Genomic DNA, 16,383 nt, shown 5'->3' with positions numbered 1-16,383 from the left:
CCTTTCATTGTTTTATTCCCAACGAAATGATATTATCTAAATAGTTTGAAAATTAATAAGTAAAGCGGTTTTTTATGCTTCTTATTTGAAATTGGAGGTTTTTTTATGACAAATTTTAACAAAAATTTAGCGAAGTACGCTGAACTAATTGTCGCAGTTGGTGTTAATGTTTCAAAAGGACATACTGTGGTGTTGCAAATTAGTGTCGACCAAGCACCATTGGCTCGTCTTATTACCGAAAAAGCTTATAAATTAGGGGCAGCTGAAGTGATCGTACAGTGGACAGATGATAAAATCCAACGAGAATTTCTTTTACATGCCCAAGAAGATCGTTTAGAAAATATTCCCGCCTATAAAGTTGCACAAACAGACGATTGGCTTAAAAAAGGTGCCAGCCGAATTAGTGTTGTTTCTTCTGATCCTGGGGCGTTAGCTGGTGTGAATGCGGATCGCGTTGCGACTTATCAAGCTGCGACTGGAAAAGCTATGATGAATTTACGCAAAGCGACCCAAGCAAATAAAGTAAGCTGGACTGTGGTAGCAGCAGCTGGTCAAGAATGGGCACAAAAAGTCTTTCCTGAGCTTGAGCCACAAGAAGCACAAATGAAATTATGGGAAGAAATCTTTAAAACGACTCGCATTGACCATGAAGATCCGATTGCAGCTTGGAAACAGCATGATGAAACATTGCGAAATAAAGCTGCAGAATTAAACAAGGAACAATTTTCAGCCTTACATTATACCGCACCAGGAACCGATTTAATTATTGGCTTGCCTGAAAATCATTTGTGGGAAGGTGCTGGCAGTTTTAATGCCCGCGGTGAAGAATTTATGGCCAACATGCCAACTGAAGAAGTCTTCACGGCACCAGATTTCCGTCGCATTGATGGCGTTATTTCAAGTACAAAGCCATTAAGCTATGCCGGCTCTATTATTTCAGGAATGAAATTTACCTTTAAAGATGGCAAAGTCGTTGATTTTTCAGCCGAAGAAGGTCAAGATGTCTTAGCCAAATTATTGGATACTGATGAAGGTGCTAAAAGCTTAGGTGAAGTGGCATTGGTACCTGATCCTTCTCCAATCTCACAATCTGGCATTACTTTTTTCAATACCCTTTTTGATGAAAATGCTTCTAACCACTTAGCATTAGGTTCTGCCTATGCCTTTAGTCTACAAGGGGGCACTGAGATGAGTGAAGAAGAATTAAAAGCGCATGGTTTAAACCGCAGTCAGACACACGTCGACTTTATGGTAGGATCAGATAAAATGAACATTGACGGTATTCGTAAAGATGGTACGCGTGTTCCTGTTTTCCGCAATGGAGATTGGGCGTAACGCTTTAAGTTGCCTCGTAAGTACCTTTTAATCTTATACCAATCTGTAACTAAATTGAGTATGTTTACAACATCATCTTGTAACAATTAGATTTTATACCGACCTAAAAGCTAACTTTTTAGGTCGGTATTTTTATTTTCCCTTACTTTTAAAAATCTGATTAAAATATTAAAAAGCTGGTTTAGCTTTTCTAGCTTAAATAAGTATAAAAAGTTAACTGTACTTTTCTTTTTTACGATTCAGTAGCTTAAACCGGCAAACTTCAAGCTGAAAACATAGTAAATACTGCATTTTTTTGGTAAAATTTGATGTGATAGCCAGATATAATTCCATTATCTGGTCACTGTGAATGAACGATTCACCAGAAAGGATTGACTCCTGTGACACCTAATCGCGAAGATTATTTAAAATTAATTTTGGAACTAGGAGGCGACGAAGAAAAAATCAGCAATAAGCAAATCGTAGCTGGATTAAGTGTTTCACCAGCTTCTGTCAGCGAAATGTTGTCAAAACTTGTAAAAGAAGGCCTTGTTGAACACACTGCTTACCAAGGTGTCCAACTAACAGAGACTGGCAAAAAAAGAGCGAGTGACTTAGTGCGAAAACACAGACTTTGGGAAGTCTTTCTCGTTGAACACCTCCACTACTCTTGGAATGAAGTTCATGATGATGCTGAAGTATTAGAACATGTTACTTCTCATAAATTAGCAAAACGTTTAGATGATTATTTAAACCATCCACCTTATTGTCCTCACGGTGGGCAAATACCAGCTGAAAATTCGTTAGTTACTGAGAAGAAACGCCAAACTCTCACTGACTTTCCAATTGGTACCAAAGTTAAAATCGCCCGGGTCTTAGACGAGCGAGAATTATTGGATTATTTAGTTAGTATTGATTTAGTAATCCATGAAGAGTACATCATTACAGATATTGCACCTTATGAAGGACCTATTACTATTAGTAACGAACAAAAAACCATGGCCGTAAGCTATAAGGCTGCCAATACGATTTTTGTCGATAAATTGTAAGGAGAGATCACATGACTGAAAATACAAATGTCTTGTTTACCATCTTCGGTGCTACCGGAGACCTTGCCAAACGCAAATTATACCCCTCTTTATTTCGTTTATATAAAAAAGGCGATTTAAATGAGTGTTTTGCTGTTATTGGTACTGCTAGAAGACCTTGGAGTGATGATTATTATCATGAAGTAGTAAAAGAAGCAATCGCATCACTAAACCCTACTCCAGAAGAAGCAGAAAAATTTGCCAGCCACTTTTACTATCAATCTCACGATGTTTCTGATACTAGCCATTACACTGTTTTAAAAGACTTAACAAATAAATTGAACGAAAAATATCAGCTAGGTGGCAATCGCCTTTATTATCTTGCCATGTCACCACGTTTTTTTGGTACGATTGTAACCCAATTAAAAGAAAGTGGCATGCTTGCTACTAACGGCTATCACCGTGTAATTATTGAAAAACCTTTTGGCTCTGATTTTAAATCAGCCAATGAATTAAACAATGAGATTAATCAAGTCTTTGCTGAAAAAGATATTTATCGCATTGATCATTATTTAGGTAAAGAAATGGTGCAAAATATCTCAGCAATTCGTTTTGCTAATAATTTATTTGAATCCCTTTGGAACCAACGCTATATCGATAACGTACAAATTACTTTGGCTGAAAATTTAGGGGTTGAAGATCGCGGAGGCTATTATGATCAAAGTGGGGCTTTAAAAGACATGGTGCAAAACCATATCTTACAAGTACTTTCTTTACTGGCAATGGAACCTCCTGTAGCCTTCACTGAAGAAGCCATCCGAAGTGAGAAAATAAAAGCATTAAATGCGGTACGCCTTTATTCAGAAAAAGAAGTGCAGGAAAACTTTGTTAGAGGTCAATATACCAAAGGAAAACTCGCTGATAAAGAATTTATCGACTACCGTCACGAACCAAATGTAGCTGAAGATTCGAATACAGAAACTTTCGTAGCCGGTAAATTTTTAATTGATAACTTCCGCTGGTCGGGGGTACCTTTTTACGTGCGTACAGGGAAACGGTTAACAGAAAAAGGTACGCGTATTAATATTGTCTTTAAACAAGTGCCAATTAACGTTTTTCGCTCTAGTACAACAGAAGTAGGTACTCAAAGTGAATTACCACCAAATGTATTGACAATTTATATTCAGCCGACTGAAGGCTTTAGTATGAGTTTAAACGGTAAAGAAATTGGTCAAGGTTATTCGACTAAACCTGTGAAATTAGATTATCGTAATACTGCTGAAATGGTAGAAAATTCTCCTGAAGCTTATGAACGTTTAATTTTTGATGCGTTAAATGGTGATAGCACTAATTTCACCCATTGGGATGAAGTGGCACAATCTTGGCGGATTGTCGATCGTATTCGCTTTGCTTGGGATAAACAAACACCAGATTTTCCTAACTATGCCGCTGGTACTATGGGACCACAAGCAGCCTTTGATTTACTTGAAAAAGATGGTTTCAACTGGATCTGGCAACCAGATGAATGGTACAAAGAACGAAATTTATTGTAAAAACCATTATATCCGCCGTTTGAGGTAAAGCCTCACTATAAGCTAAAAAAGCAAATAGCACAGGTAAAATAAAAAAAGTTGTAACAGAATCTGCTTTTGTCACAACGTTTATTCGAAAAGAGGAGGTATGACAAGACTTTGTCACACCTCCTCTACTTTTTTAATTGCAATTGATTTATTGATAAACTAGCGCTCGCAACGCTTCATCAACTTTTTCAGCTGTTTTACGTCCTTCACGAATCGCCCAAATTACTAAGCTTGGTCCTCTTTTCGCATCTCCGGCTACTAATATCCGTTCATTATTAGTAGTATAATCATCATAAATTTCTGAAATTCCAAATTGTTCAAATAAACTTTGCTCTGCTCCTAAAAAGCCCATCGCTAGTAAAACAAGATCAGCACGTACAACTTGATTGGTCTCTGGAATTGGTTTTAAATTTTGATCAACGGCAATTGTTTCAACCCCGATTACTTGTCCTCTTTCTGCTCCAATAAAACCAGTAGTAGTAGTACTATAAGTGGTAATAGGTTCACCAAATTTTTGCAGCGCTTCTTCTTGTCCGTAGCCTACTTTTCCTGTTAAAGGATATTCCGGCCAAGGATTTTGATCTGTGCGTTGTGCCGGTAGCGCAGGTGTAATTTCCAACTGCTTAACCGTAGCAGCTCCTTGACGAATTGCCGCAGCGATACAGTCATTGCCGGTATCCCCTCCACCAATTACGACTACATGTTTTCCCGCTAATTTCTTACTCGTCGCTTTTTTTCCATGTTTTAACACATCTTTTGTGGCTTCAGTTAAATAATCCACCGCAAATTGAATTCCTTGGAAATGGCGACCAGTAACGTCTAAGTCCCGCGGCACACTGGCACCAGTGGCTAAAATGATCCGATCAAATTCTTTTTCCAATGTGGCTACTGTAATGTCTACGCCGACTTCAGTATTAGCAATAAAAGTGATACCAAGTTCTTGCATCAGCGCCACGCGACGTAACACGATATCTTTATCTAATTTCATATTTGGTATTCCATACATTAACAGGCCACCAAAACGATCACTTCGTTCATAAACGGTTACGTTATGACCTAATTGATTTAATCGCCAAGCTGCTGATAATCCTGCCGGCCCGCTACCGACAATAGCAACCTTAAAATTCGTTTTACAGGCGGGAACGCCACTGTCTTTCACCCAGCCTTCTTCAAACGCCTTATCAATAATGAAACGTTCATTATCATGAATAGTTACGCCTGAACCATTTAGCGATTCCGTACAGCCTTTTTCACAAGGGGCAGGACAAACGCGACCCGTCATTTCTGGCAAAGGATTAGTTTTAGCTAAGCGCTCAAAAGCCGCCTTAAAACGTCCTTGGTAAAGTAAATCGTTCCATTCTGGAATCAAATTGTCATTGGGGCAACCAGAAGCAACTTTCTGCACGCCATAAAAGGTCCCCGAATGACAAAAAGGAATACCACAATTCATGCAACGGGCTGCTTGTTGTCTTCTTTGCTCTTCCAAAAGTGGTTCTTGTAATTCATGCCAGTCATTTATCCTAAGATCTACGGCGCGAAAAGGATTGTCTTGACGTTGATAGTTTAAAAAGCCAAATGGATCTGCCAAATTAGTCACGCTCCTTTCTTAAAACTGAAACAGCTTCTTTTTTGGCACCAATTACTTTTTCAAAAGCTGCATTTAAAAGCGCAGCGCCAGCTAAACCTTCACTAGCCAAATCATTTAGTGCATCATTGACCGCATGAAATTCTTTGGGATAGACTTTCACAAAATCTTTTGCTGCTGTGTCCCAATTAGCTAAAATTTCACTAGCAATCGGTGAAGCCGTATATTGCAAATGCTTTTCAATTAGTTCTTTTAAGATTTTATCTTGGGCATCAAGCGGATAAAGTTCCACCATTTCCAGATTGCAGTTTGGTGGAAAATTCTTCTCAGGATCATAAATATAAGCTAACCCACCAGACATACCCGCGGCAAAATTCCGACCCGTTTTACCTAAAATAACTGCTACACCACCGGTCATATATTCACACCCGTTATCACCGACACCTTCAACGACAACCATCGCTCCACTGTTACGGACACAAAAGCGCTCTCCTGCTAAACCTCTAAAATAAGCTTCGCCTTTATTTGCGCCAAAACAAGCTACGTTACCTACAATCGGTGAGTGATTGGTATCATACGCTGCATCTTCAGGTGGAACAATAATTAAGCGTCCTCCACTCAATCCTTTGGCCACATAATCATTGGCTTCTCCGATCAGTTTTAATTCCATTCCTTGGGTGGTAAATGCACCAAAGCTTTGGCCCGCAATTCCTTGGTACTCATATTTTAATAAGCCAGCAGTTAAGGTGTAATTACCAAAACGTTCTGCAATCCAGCCCCCCATTCGCGCACCAACACTTCGTTTGACATTATTGATGGTTTCTTTAACTGTGACAGTTTGTTTGGCTGCAATCGCTGCGGCTGCGTAATCATCTAATAATGGCCACTGCCGTTTTTCTAAGAATGGATCAACTACCTTGCGCTCAATTCCTGTAGTTGTGGCTAATAGTTTCGAATAATCAAGCGATTTTGCCTTACCTTTTGCCACATAACGCGGTTTTAAGACTTCTGTATGACCAATCATTTCATCAACTGTTTTAAAGCCTAATTCAGCCATAATTTCTCTTAAATCTTCAGCTAAAAACATCATTGCGTTTACTACGTGTTCTGGTTTTCCGGCAAAAAACTGGCGTAAAGCTGGGTTTTGTGTCGCTACACCAACAGGACAAGTGTTTAAACTACAAACTCGCATCATAACACAACCAATTGCTACCAAGGCTAATGAAGCAAAACTATATTCTTCCGCTCCTAATAAGGCTGCAATCGCAAGATCTTTTCCTGTCATTAACTTACCATCAGTTTCCAAAGTAACCCGTTGACGCAAATTATTTAGCGCTAAAGTTTGATGCGCTTCGGCTAAGCCCATTTCCCAAGGTAATCCTGCATCCCGCACTGAATTGCGCGGAGAAGCACCCGTTCCGCCATCGTAACCAGAAATCACGACTACATCAGCTCCAGCTTTGACGACTCCGGTTGCAATCGTTCCCACACCAGTTGAAGAAACTAATTTCACATTAATTTTTGCATAAGGATTAATCGTTTTTAAATCATAAATCAGTTGGGCCAAATCTTCAATTGAGTAAATATCATGATGCGGTGGTGGTGAAATTAAGCGCACCCCAGGGGTTGAACCACGAATTTCGGCTACCCAAGGAAAGACTTTATTGCCTGGTAATTGTCCTCCTTCACCTGGTTTTGCCCCTTGCGCAACTTTAATTTGTAGCTCTTCAGCACTCATTAAATATTCCGCATTTACGCCAAAACGCCCTGAAGCAACTTGTTTAATCTTACTGTTAAAGTTTCGACCATCTGGTAGCGGTTTAAAACGATCACGATTTTCGCCACCTTCACCACTATTTGATTTTGCTCCAATCGAGTTCATGGCTTCAGCTAAACATTTATGTGCTTCTTCACTTAAAGAACCATAAGACATGGCACCTACTTTAAAACGTTTCACGATGTCTGTTGCTGGTTCAACCTCAGCTAAAGTAATTGCAGGGCGTTCTTTTTTAAATTCCCACATTGCCCGCAAAGTGGTTGGAGTTTTAAGGGCTTCTTCATTCATTGCATTTGCATAATCCTTATAAAGCGCATAGCTTCCATTGCGAACAGCTTTTTGAAAATTATAAATAGTTTTGGGATTAAATAAATGATGCTCGCCGTCTGCTTTATACTGATAACTCCCGCCTGAAGGTAAATAATCGTTGGCGGTTGGTCCAAAAGCTTTTTGATAGTGGGCGTAATACTCTGCTTCAATTTGTGCTAAATTCAGCCCACCAATTCTACTTGCAGTACCGGTGAAATATTGCTCGATTACAGCACTTGAAATTCCTACTGCTTCAAATAATTGTGCGCCGTGATACCCTGCTACCGTTGAAATTCCCATACGTGACATTACTTTAATTAGACCTTTTTCACAAGCTGTTCGGAAATTTTCAACTTTATCACTTAAATTATAGGCAGAAAGGGAAGCATAAGCCAAGTATGGATGCACGCCGCTTGCACCATATCCGACTAACATCGCGCAGTGATGAACTTCACAAGCCTCGGCAGTATCAGCTACAATCGAGGCTAATGAGCCCTTGCCCCGCGCAACAAGATAATTATGCAAGCCTGAAACAGCTAATAAAATTGGAATCGCCAGCTCACCTTTTTTTCGATTTCGATCACTTAAAACAATAATCGTACCACCGTTATCAATTTTTGTTTCCGCTTCTTTAAACACGCGCTCTAATGCTTGTTGTAGGCTATTTGGGTCTTCTTCATTTACCGGATATAAAATCGATTGAACCACAGTCTTTTGCTGGTCACAATCAATCGTCAATAACTTTTCAAATTCTGTCGTATTTAAAATTGGACTCGCAATTTTTACTTTATTGCAATTTTGTGCTTGATCTTGACGTATATCGCTATCTCTACCTAAGAAAAGTTCAGTACCGATGACTAATTTTTCGCGAATCGCATCAATCGGCGGATTGGTGACTTGCGCAAATTGCTGTTTAAAATAAGTAAACAACGATTGAGGCTTGTCACTTAAAACAGCTAAAGGTGAATCAAATCCCATCGAGATGACAGGCTCTTCGCCGTTTTGGGCCATCGGTAGAATCACCGTTCTTAAAATCTCATCTGTATATCCATTTAATTGCCACAAATGTCTCATTTCTTTTTCAGTCATAACGCAATTTTTTTTCTTTGGCGGCTTTATTTCATCTAAATTAATTCTCTTTTCAGCTAACCACTTTTCATAAGGCTTAGCGGTAGCGTACTTTTGACGAATTTCATCATTGCGATAGATTTTACCTTTTTTTGTATCGACAATAAATAAATTGGCTGGACCTAAAACCCCCTTTTCAATCACTTCATTAGGAGCTAAGTCAACTACACCCGACTCTGAGGCTACGACAATTAAACCATCTTTTGTAATAGAATAACGAGAAGGACGTAACCCATTTCTATCTAATGCAGCGCCAACCATTTCACCATCGGTAAAACATAAAGCGGCTGGCCCATCAAAAGGAGCCATAAAACTAGCGTTGTATTCATTAAATGCTTGTAATTCTTTTGATAAATTGGCTTCTTTGGACCATGCTTCTGGCACCATCATCATTAAAGCGTGAGGGATATCTCGGCCATTACGATACAAATATTCTAAACAATTTTCTAATTTAGCTGAATCGGAATTATCTTCGTTATAAATTTCAATTTTATGGCTATGCATCCAGTTTTCTGCACCACGTAATGTGTTAATTTCGCCATTATGTGCCAAAAAACGAAATGGTTGCGCTCGGTCCCAACTTGGAAAAGTATTCGTTGAAAAACGAGAATGCGTTAAAGCAATGCTTGTTTCCATTAATTCATCTTTTAAATCTGGATAAAAGCGGCCAACTTGATACGCGTGCAACATTCCTTTATAAACAATTGTTTTGGCTGAAAGACTACAAATTACCAATTCGGTTGGATTGTAGGCTTTTTCAATTTTACGTCTTAAACGAAATAGTTGGTCTTCAAAATCCCGGCCACTTTTAACATCTAATGGTTTTTCGATGAAAAGTTGTAAAAAATTCGGCATTACAGCTTGGGCGCCTGGGCCACATTCATAAAAATTATACGGGACATCTCTAGACCATAATACGTCATAACCCGCTTTTAGAATATCTTCGATTAACACTTGGGTCATTTGTTCTTTTTGAACTTTGTCTTTTGGTAAAAATAACATTGCGACAGCATAATCACCATTTTGAGGTAAAGTTATCCCCGCTTCGCTAGCTTTTTTACGAAAAAAGCGATCTGGTAACGCCATTAAAATACCCGCACCATCGCCAGTATCTGGTTGGGCGCCCGTCCCGCCTCGGTGGTTCATTCGTTCTAACATTGTTAAGGCGTGTTCAACTAATTGGTGAGAGGCTTGGCCATCTTTTTGCGCGATAAAGCCCATTCCACACGCATCTTTTTCAAACTTGGGATCATACATCAAGTTTTTCTCTGCAATTTTTTCCACGCAGGCACCTACTTTTTTTATTTTCTGAAAATTCTAATTTCAAATAGTTTACATTGTTTTTCACAAGACTGCAATTACTTTCAAAACTTTTTCCGCTATTTTTTTAGAAACGTTCGTAAAATATAATAACAGCTCGAAATTTACAGACGAAATAAGGACTTGAAATGCCGACACATTTCAGGTCCTTATTTACTATAACGAGTAACACTATTTTATTTTTTTCTTTTATTCAATTCCCTGTTCTACAGCTTCAGGAAAGCTTTCTTGGACAATTTCAGTACAATGGTGGCACAATGATGGTAATTTAGGATTGCTACCAATTTCTTTACGGACTTGGCGACAACGATCACATACATGACCATCGGCTTTTTCTACTAAAATCGCCACATCATCAAATTTCATCGCATTACTTGGAACCGCAGTCCCGACTTTTTCAACTGTAAAGTAGTCTGATGCTACAATTAACAGTTGGGCCAAATCACTATCGATTGCTGTTAGTAAGTCTGATACTTGTTCATTAGGGTAAATCGTCACTTTGGCTTCCAATGGTTTCCCAATCAATTTTTCGTTACGGGCTTCTTCTAACGCTTTTAAGACGTTATCTCTAAAATCTAAAAAGGCACTCCACATATCCAGTAACTCATCTTGATTGGCAAATTCTTCATAACTAGGCATTTCAGCTAATTGCACATAGTCGTCTTCTTCTTGCAAGTAAGACCAGATTTCTTCTGCTGTATGAGGTAAAATTGGTGTCAAAAGTTTTGTCAAAGCAACAGCTGCTTGATAGAAAACGGTTTGCATGGAACGTCTTGCATGATCATTTTCAGCTTCGATATAAACGACATCTTTGGCAAAATCCAAATAGAAAGAAGATAAATCAACTGTTAAAAAGTTCATTACAGTCCGATAAATGTGTAAGAAATTATATTTTTCATAACCATCTTCTAAAATTGTTTTGATAACTTGATTTAAACGAACTGTCATATATTTATCAACTGAACGTAATTCAGAATATGGCACTGCATCTGTTTTCGGATTAAAGTCATTCGTATTAGCAAGTAAAAAGCGCATAGTGTTCCGGATTTTACGATAAACTTCTGAAACTTGATTCAAAATATCCATCGAAACGCGCACGTCTGCTTCATAATCGACACTTGCCACCCAAAGACGCAAGATATCAGCGCCCATTTGATTAATAACTTTTTCCGGCGCAATGGTGTTTCCGAGTGATTTACTCATCTTACGACCTTCACCATCTAAGGTAAAGCCTTGTGATAATACAGCTTTATAAGGTGCAACTCCATTAATCGCAACACTGGTTGTAATACTTGAATTAAACCAACCACGGTATTGATCTGAACCTTCTAAATACATATCGGCTGGAAAACTTAATTCTGGTCGTTGCCGTAAAACAGCTTCATGCGAAGAACCTGAATCAAACCAAACATCCATAATATCGTTTTCTTTAGTAAATTCACCATTAGGAGAACCTGGATGTGTGAATCCAGCAGGTAATAATTCTTTTGCTTCTTTTTCAAACCAAATATTTGAACCGTGAGCGGCAAATAATTCTGCGACATGTTCAATTGTTTCAGGGGTAATGATTGCTTCACCATTTTCCGCATAAAAAATTGGCAACGGTACACCCCATGCCCGTTGGCGAGAAATTACCCAATCTCCCCGATCACGAATCATGTTATAAAGACGGGTTTTACCCCATGGAATAATCCAATCAACTTTTTCAATTTCAGCTAAAATATCTGCTCTAAATTTATCAATGGAGGCAAACCATTGTGGTGTTGCACGGTAAATAACTGGTTTTTTCGTCCGCCAATCATGGGGATAGCTGTGGGTGAAGAAATCAAGTTTTAATAAAGCGCCTTTTTCTTCCAATAATTTTGTTACTTCTGGATTGGCTTTATCGTAAAACATCCCTTCAAAACCTGGTGCTTCTGCAGTAAAGACGCCGCGATTATCAATTGGTGATAAAACGTCTAACCCATATTTTTTACCGACGATATAGTCATCTTCACCATGACCTGGTGCAGTGTGAACTAACCCAGTTCCGGCATCTAATGTTACGTGATCCCCACACATTACTAAAGAAGTGCGATCATAAAATGGATGTTGCGCTGTCATGTATTCCATTTTGGTACCAGGAAATTCTTGTAAGATAGTGACATCTTGCCAGCCAATTTCATTTTTGACTGTTTCTAGTAGATCTTTTGCCACCACATATTTTTTTCCATCTGCTTCAATTTGGACATACGTATAAGTAGGGTTAACCGAGATACCTAAGTTTGCCGGTAATGTCCAAGGTGTTGTCGTCCAAATAATCAAAGAAGTATCTGTATCTAGTAGACCTTTACCATCGACAACTTTAAATGCTACAAAAATAGATGGTGATTTCACATCTTTATATTCAATTTCTGCTTCTGCTAAAGAAGATTCACTGGATGGTGACCAATAAATTGGTTTTAGACCTTTATAAATATAACCTTTTTCTGCCATCTTTCCAAAAACGCGAATTTCAGCAGCTTCATAAGTTGGATCTAGCGTAACATAAGGATTTTCCCAATCTCCGGCGACTCCAAGCCGTTTAAAGTCGTTACGTTGTTTATCAACTTGTGACATCGCATATTCCCGACATTTTTCGCGGTACTCAGACATGGTCATCTCTTTGCGTTTAATTCCTTTGTTTGCTAATACTTGCTCAATTGGTAAACCATGAGTATCCCAACCCGGAACGTAAGGCGCCCGAAAACCAGACATTGATTTATAGCGTACAATAATATCTTTACTAATTTTATTTAAAGCGTGCCCAATATGAATATTGCCGTTGGCGTATGGCGGTCCATCGTGTAAAACAAAAGAAGGTTTGCCTTCGTTTAACTTTTGGCGTTGTCCGTATAAATCCGCTTCTTCCCAATCTTTTTGCCATTCTTTTTCCCGATTCGGCAAATTCCCCCGCATGGGAAAACCGGTTTTGCCTAGATGCAATGTCTCTTTCATCTTCATGAATATCCGCTCCTATTCTATCTACTCACTATTTTTTTCAAAATAAAAAAACGTTCATCCCAACCAAGGGACGAACGTTGTCGTGGTACCACCCAAATTTGTACAAAATGTACTTCTTTGTGATTGTTAACGAAATCATACGTTAATGTCTACTTACTTCAACATTAAAACCAATAGAGGATCTTTTTTTTAGCAGGGTTCATCGGTCTTTCACTATCACCGACTCGCTGAAAGAAAGTACTAAAAACTTTTCTGTTCTATTTTTGGTCTTTTTCTTCAATTTTATTTAGTAATTCCTTGGCATCATCTAATGTGTTAACCGCAGGAATTTCTTGACTTGGTGTGATAATTTTTTCACTGGCCTCAACAATATCCATTTGATTTTCAGTCATATCACTGTTTGAGTTTACTTCATCTGGATTTTCTTTGTCAAGCTCTTTTTCCATTAGTTCTTGGAATGCTTCATGTCCATCTTGCACATAACTTGCAAATGGTTTTAAAATTTCATCCCATTCTGGACTTTTCACTTGTTCTAATTGAGATTGTAACATTAACGTCAAGTTTTGGTGGAACACTCGCGTTTTTGTTTTCAAATCGTTGGTTTCAGTCGCCAATTGGCGTGCGCTTTCACTAGCGTCATTTAAAATTTCTTTGGCTTTTTGTTCAGCAGCAGTCGTCAATTCGTGGGCATGTTTTTCAGCACTTGAGACTAACTCATCTGCTCGATTTTGGGCGGAAGTTACGATTACTTCAGATTCTTTACTTGCACTTGTTTTCACTTTATCAGCGGTATCTTGAGCTACGATAATAGATTGATTCAAGGCGTCTTTTAACTCATTGAAATATTCAAGTTTTTCTTCTGCATGTTTTAATGCTTTTTCCATTTCACGATTCTTTTGTAATAACTCTTCGTAATCGCGACCTACTAAATCTAAAAAGTCGTCAACTTCGTCTTGATTATATCCGCGCATTTTTACCGCGAAAGTTTTATTGTTAATGTCTAATGGAGTCAATGCCATTTTCTTACCACCTCTACTTATTTTCTTAAAACACCTAAAGTTAAGCGTATTTTATCTTTTTTCGTTTTTCCTTCAATTTCTTGTAACTGAATACGGCCAAAACCGCGAACAGAAATAATATCTAATAAATCTAACATAAAATCCGGCCGTAATGTTTCGGTCCAATTCACTTTAATTTTGCCACTTTCCACTAATTGTTTAGCTCGTTGACGTGAAATATTAAAAACTGTTGCAATAACTGTATCTAAGCGCAGAGAAGAGACGGTTGTTTTTTCTTCTTCCCAGCTATCTTTTGGGGTTAATATATTAGTATAATGCTGTTCTTCTAATCTAGCTGTTACATTGCCGACTTTGACGATTTGTAAAGCTACAAAACTCGCGACTTCTTTGGCAATAAAGATTTGCCACGCAGAGCCATCACTAATAATATCTCCAAAATACTCGCGCTTAATTCCCGTCCCAATTAACGTCCCCAATAACTTACCATGACTTAAATTTGCAAACTTTTTGGGATAATGAACTTCATAAACGGCAATGTCAAACTCATCTAAAGTTGGTTCATAATAATCGGGATAAATTAATAAGCGCCGTCTTTCAGCTTGTTCGTAACCACCGTAAAACATGAATTTTAAATCGGTTTCTTGCCGAATCAAAGTTTCCGCAATATACGCTTGACGTGGGTCTAAAAAATCAGTTAGATACGGTGCATATTGCATTTGGACTTGTTCTATCCAGTCAGTCACAGCGTCAATAAAAGGGCGTTCATCAGCCCGAAAATGTTGATAGACATTTACGTTCATAGATTCCCACCCCTTTTCTTAATACATAATATTGACTAAAATTGTTGTTAGACCTTGACTCGCTAAATTCAAGACAATAATTGCGACTGCAATTGTTAAATCAATTGGGCCAATCGTTAAATTAAGTCGATCAAATAAACTCAAATATGGTTCACAAATTTTTCTTAAAAAACGACCAATAGCTGACTGATACCCACCAGGAAACCAAGATAATAAAGCATAAATCATTAATAAAACCGAATAAAAATAAACGGCATCGTTAAGCAAACCTAATAACCTAAAAATGGCAATTGCCTCCTTAATTTAAATCATATAAATCTGTTTCTGTGGGCAAAGAATCTTGACCATCAATTTCAACATCACAAGGCGTACATAAGAAAATTTCATCACCGACGCGTTTTATATCCCCATCTTGGGCATAAACCGTGCCAGTTAAAAAATCAACGATTCGTCGCGCTTGATCTTCTTCTACCGATTGAAAATTAACTAATACCGCCTCACCATTTAAAACATGCTGCGCGATTTTTTTTACTTCTTGATAATTGCGAGGTTCCAAAATAGTAATTTTGCTAGTGTTTCCCTTTGAATGACTAGTACCATGTTGACGTTTAGTAGTGGTTGGCGTCTTGATATTTTGACGCAATGAAACAACTTTTTTATCTGTCTTTGGTACCTGATTCACAGGAACACTTTCCTCAATAGGATTTGATTGTTCTACTGGCATTTCATCAACAACTGCTTCATAACCATCGACCCCAGGGGTCACTTCATATTCTTCATAGTTATCTTCTGATAAACCGAAAAAATCTGCCGCTTTGCTAAAAATCGACATGATAACTCCTCCTTTTAGGCATCTTTGACTAAAGCAGTACCGACACGAATAAACGTTGCTCCTTCATAAATCGCTGCTTGAAAGTCATTGCTCATTCCCATACTTAATTCATGACAAGGAGCATAGGCTAAATTAGCCGCTTCAATCTCTTGTTGCAGTTGTCTTAACCTGCCGAAGATATCCCGTTGTACTGATACTGTAGCGCCAAATGGTGCCATTGTCATCAGTCCTACGACCTGTATTTTATCATAAGCTGCAAGGGCTAACATAAAATCTAAAAGTTCTGCTGGTGCAACACCATGTTTTGATGCTTCACCTGAAACATTGACTTCTACGAAACATTTAATAACATGTTCAGCTCTTTTTTGGATTTCTGCTGCCAAGCTTAAACTATCTAAAGCGTGGAAATAGTCTATTTCATTTATAACTAATTTTACCTTTCTCCGCTGTAAATTGCCAATAAAATGCCAACAAATCGTATCAATATCAGCCAATTCTTGTTTTTTCTCTAAGAAAACATCGGTACGGTTTTCTGCTAAATCTAAAACGTTCAGATCTGTCAACTGGCGCATTACTTGACTAGAGACCGTTTTTGTCACGGCAACCAACCGGACACTTTTTTCGTCACGACCAACAAGAGCACATGACTCCTGTATCTCTTGTCGGACCTCCCGCAAGTTCTCAGCAATCATGTGCTCTTACCTCCAAA

General features: G+C 38.4%; 11 protein-coding genes. 3 read left to right on the top strand and 8 right to left on the bottom strand.

Annotation, left to right across the window (positions count from 1 at the left end):
- Positions 1–105 precede the first annotated feature (105 nt).
- The 3 genes from RU96_RS00765 (at position 106) to zwf (ending at position 3,895) form a co-directional block, all read left to right on the top strand.
- Positions 106–1,335, top strand: coding sequence for an aminopeptidase (locus RU96_RS00765; protein ID WP_071863640.1), 1,230 nt, complete (start codon positions 106–108; stop codon positions 1,333–1,335).
- A 380-nt stretch (positions 1,336–1,715) separates the two neighbouring features.
- The gene (efaR, locus tag RU96_RS00760; protein ID WP_071863639.1) at positions 1,716–2,363 is read left to right on the top strand and encodes a transcriptional regulator EfaR; all 648 of its coding nucleotides are present in this window, start codon (positions 1,716–1,718) and stop codon (positions 2,361–2,363) included.
- An 11-nt stretch (positions 2,364–2,374) separates the two neighbouring features.
- Positions 2,375–3,895, top strand: coding sequence for a glucose-6-phosphate dehydrogenase (gene zwf / locus RU96_RS00755; protein WP_071863638.1), 1,521 nt, complete (start codon positions 2,375–2,377; stop codon positions 3,893–3,895).
- Positions 3,896–4,070: 175 nt separating this feature from the next.
- On the opposite strand, the gene RU96_RS00750 is transcribed toward zwf, so the two are convergent.
- The 8 genes from RU96_RS00750 to RU96_RS00715 form a co-directional block, all read right to left on the bottom strand.
- Complete coding sequence (locus tag RU96_RS00750) at positions 4,071–5,510, bottom strand: glutamate synthase subunit beta (RefSeq protein WP_071863637.1); 1,440 nt, start codon at positions 5,508–5,510, stop codon at positions 4,071–4,073.
- A 1-nt stretch (position 5,511) separates the two neighbouring features.
- Positions 5,512–9,978 carry a glutamate synthase large subunit gene (gene gltB, locus RU96_RS00745; protein ID WP_071863779.1) on the bottom strand — a complete coding sequence of 1,489 codons (4,467 nt, stop codon included), beginning with the start codon at positions 9,976–9,978 and terminating at the stop codon, positions 5,512–5,514.
- Positions 9,979–10,230: 252 nt separating this feature from the next.
- On the bottom strand, positions 10,231–13,023 hold the full coding sequence (ileS, locus tag RU96_RS00740; RefSeq protein WP_071863636.1) for an isoleucine--tRNA ligase: 2,793 nt from the start codon (positions 13,021–13,023) through the stop codon (positions 10,231–10,233).
- A gap of 257 nt (positions 13,024–13,280) precedes the next feature.
- On the bottom strand, positions 13,281–14,042 hold the full coding sequence (locus RU96_RS00735) for a DivIVA domain-containing protein (protein ID WP_071863635.1): 762 nt from the start codon (positions 14,040–14,042) through the stop codon (positions 13,281–13,283).
- 17 nt (positions 14,043–14,059) lie between these two features.
- Positions 14,060–14,842 (bottom strand): YlmH family RNA-binding protein, encoded by a 783-nt coding sequence (locus tag RU96_RS00730; RefSeq protein ID WP_071863634.1) that lies wholly within the window; start codon positions 14,840–14,842, stop codon positions 14,060–14,062.
- A gap of 18 nt (positions 14,843–14,860) precedes the next feature.
- The gene (locus RU96_RS00725; RefSeq protein ID WP_071863633.1) at positions 14,861–15,109 is read right to left on the bottom strand and encodes a YggT family protein; all 249 of its coding nucleotides are present in this window, start codon (positions 15,107–15,109) and stop codon (positions 14,861–14,863) included.
- Between the two features lie 31 nt (positions 15,110–15,140).
- The gene (locus RU96_RS00720) at positions 15,141–15,674 is read right to left on the bottom strand and encodes a cell division protein SepF (RefSeq protein ID WP_071863632.1); all 534 of its coding nucleotides are present in this window, start codon (positions 15,672–15,674) and stop codon (positions 15,141–15,143) included.
- Between the two features lie 14 nt (positions 15,675–15,688).
- Positions 15,689–16,366 (bottom strand): YggS family pyridoxal phosphate-dependent enzyme, encoded by a 678-nt coding sequence (locus RU96_RS00715; protein WP_071863631.1) that lies wholly within the window; start codon positions 16,364–16,366, stop codon positions 15,689–15,691.
- Positions 16,367–16,383 lie beyond the last annotated feature (17 nt).

Source organism: Enterococcus canintestini (assembly GCF_001885735.1).
Taxonomy (GTDB): domain Bacteria; phylum Bacillota; class Bacilli; order Lactobacillales; family Enterococcaceae; genus Enterococcus_C; species Enterococcus_C canintestini.
This window is presented reverse-complemented; position numbering and strand designations above follow the sequence as displayed.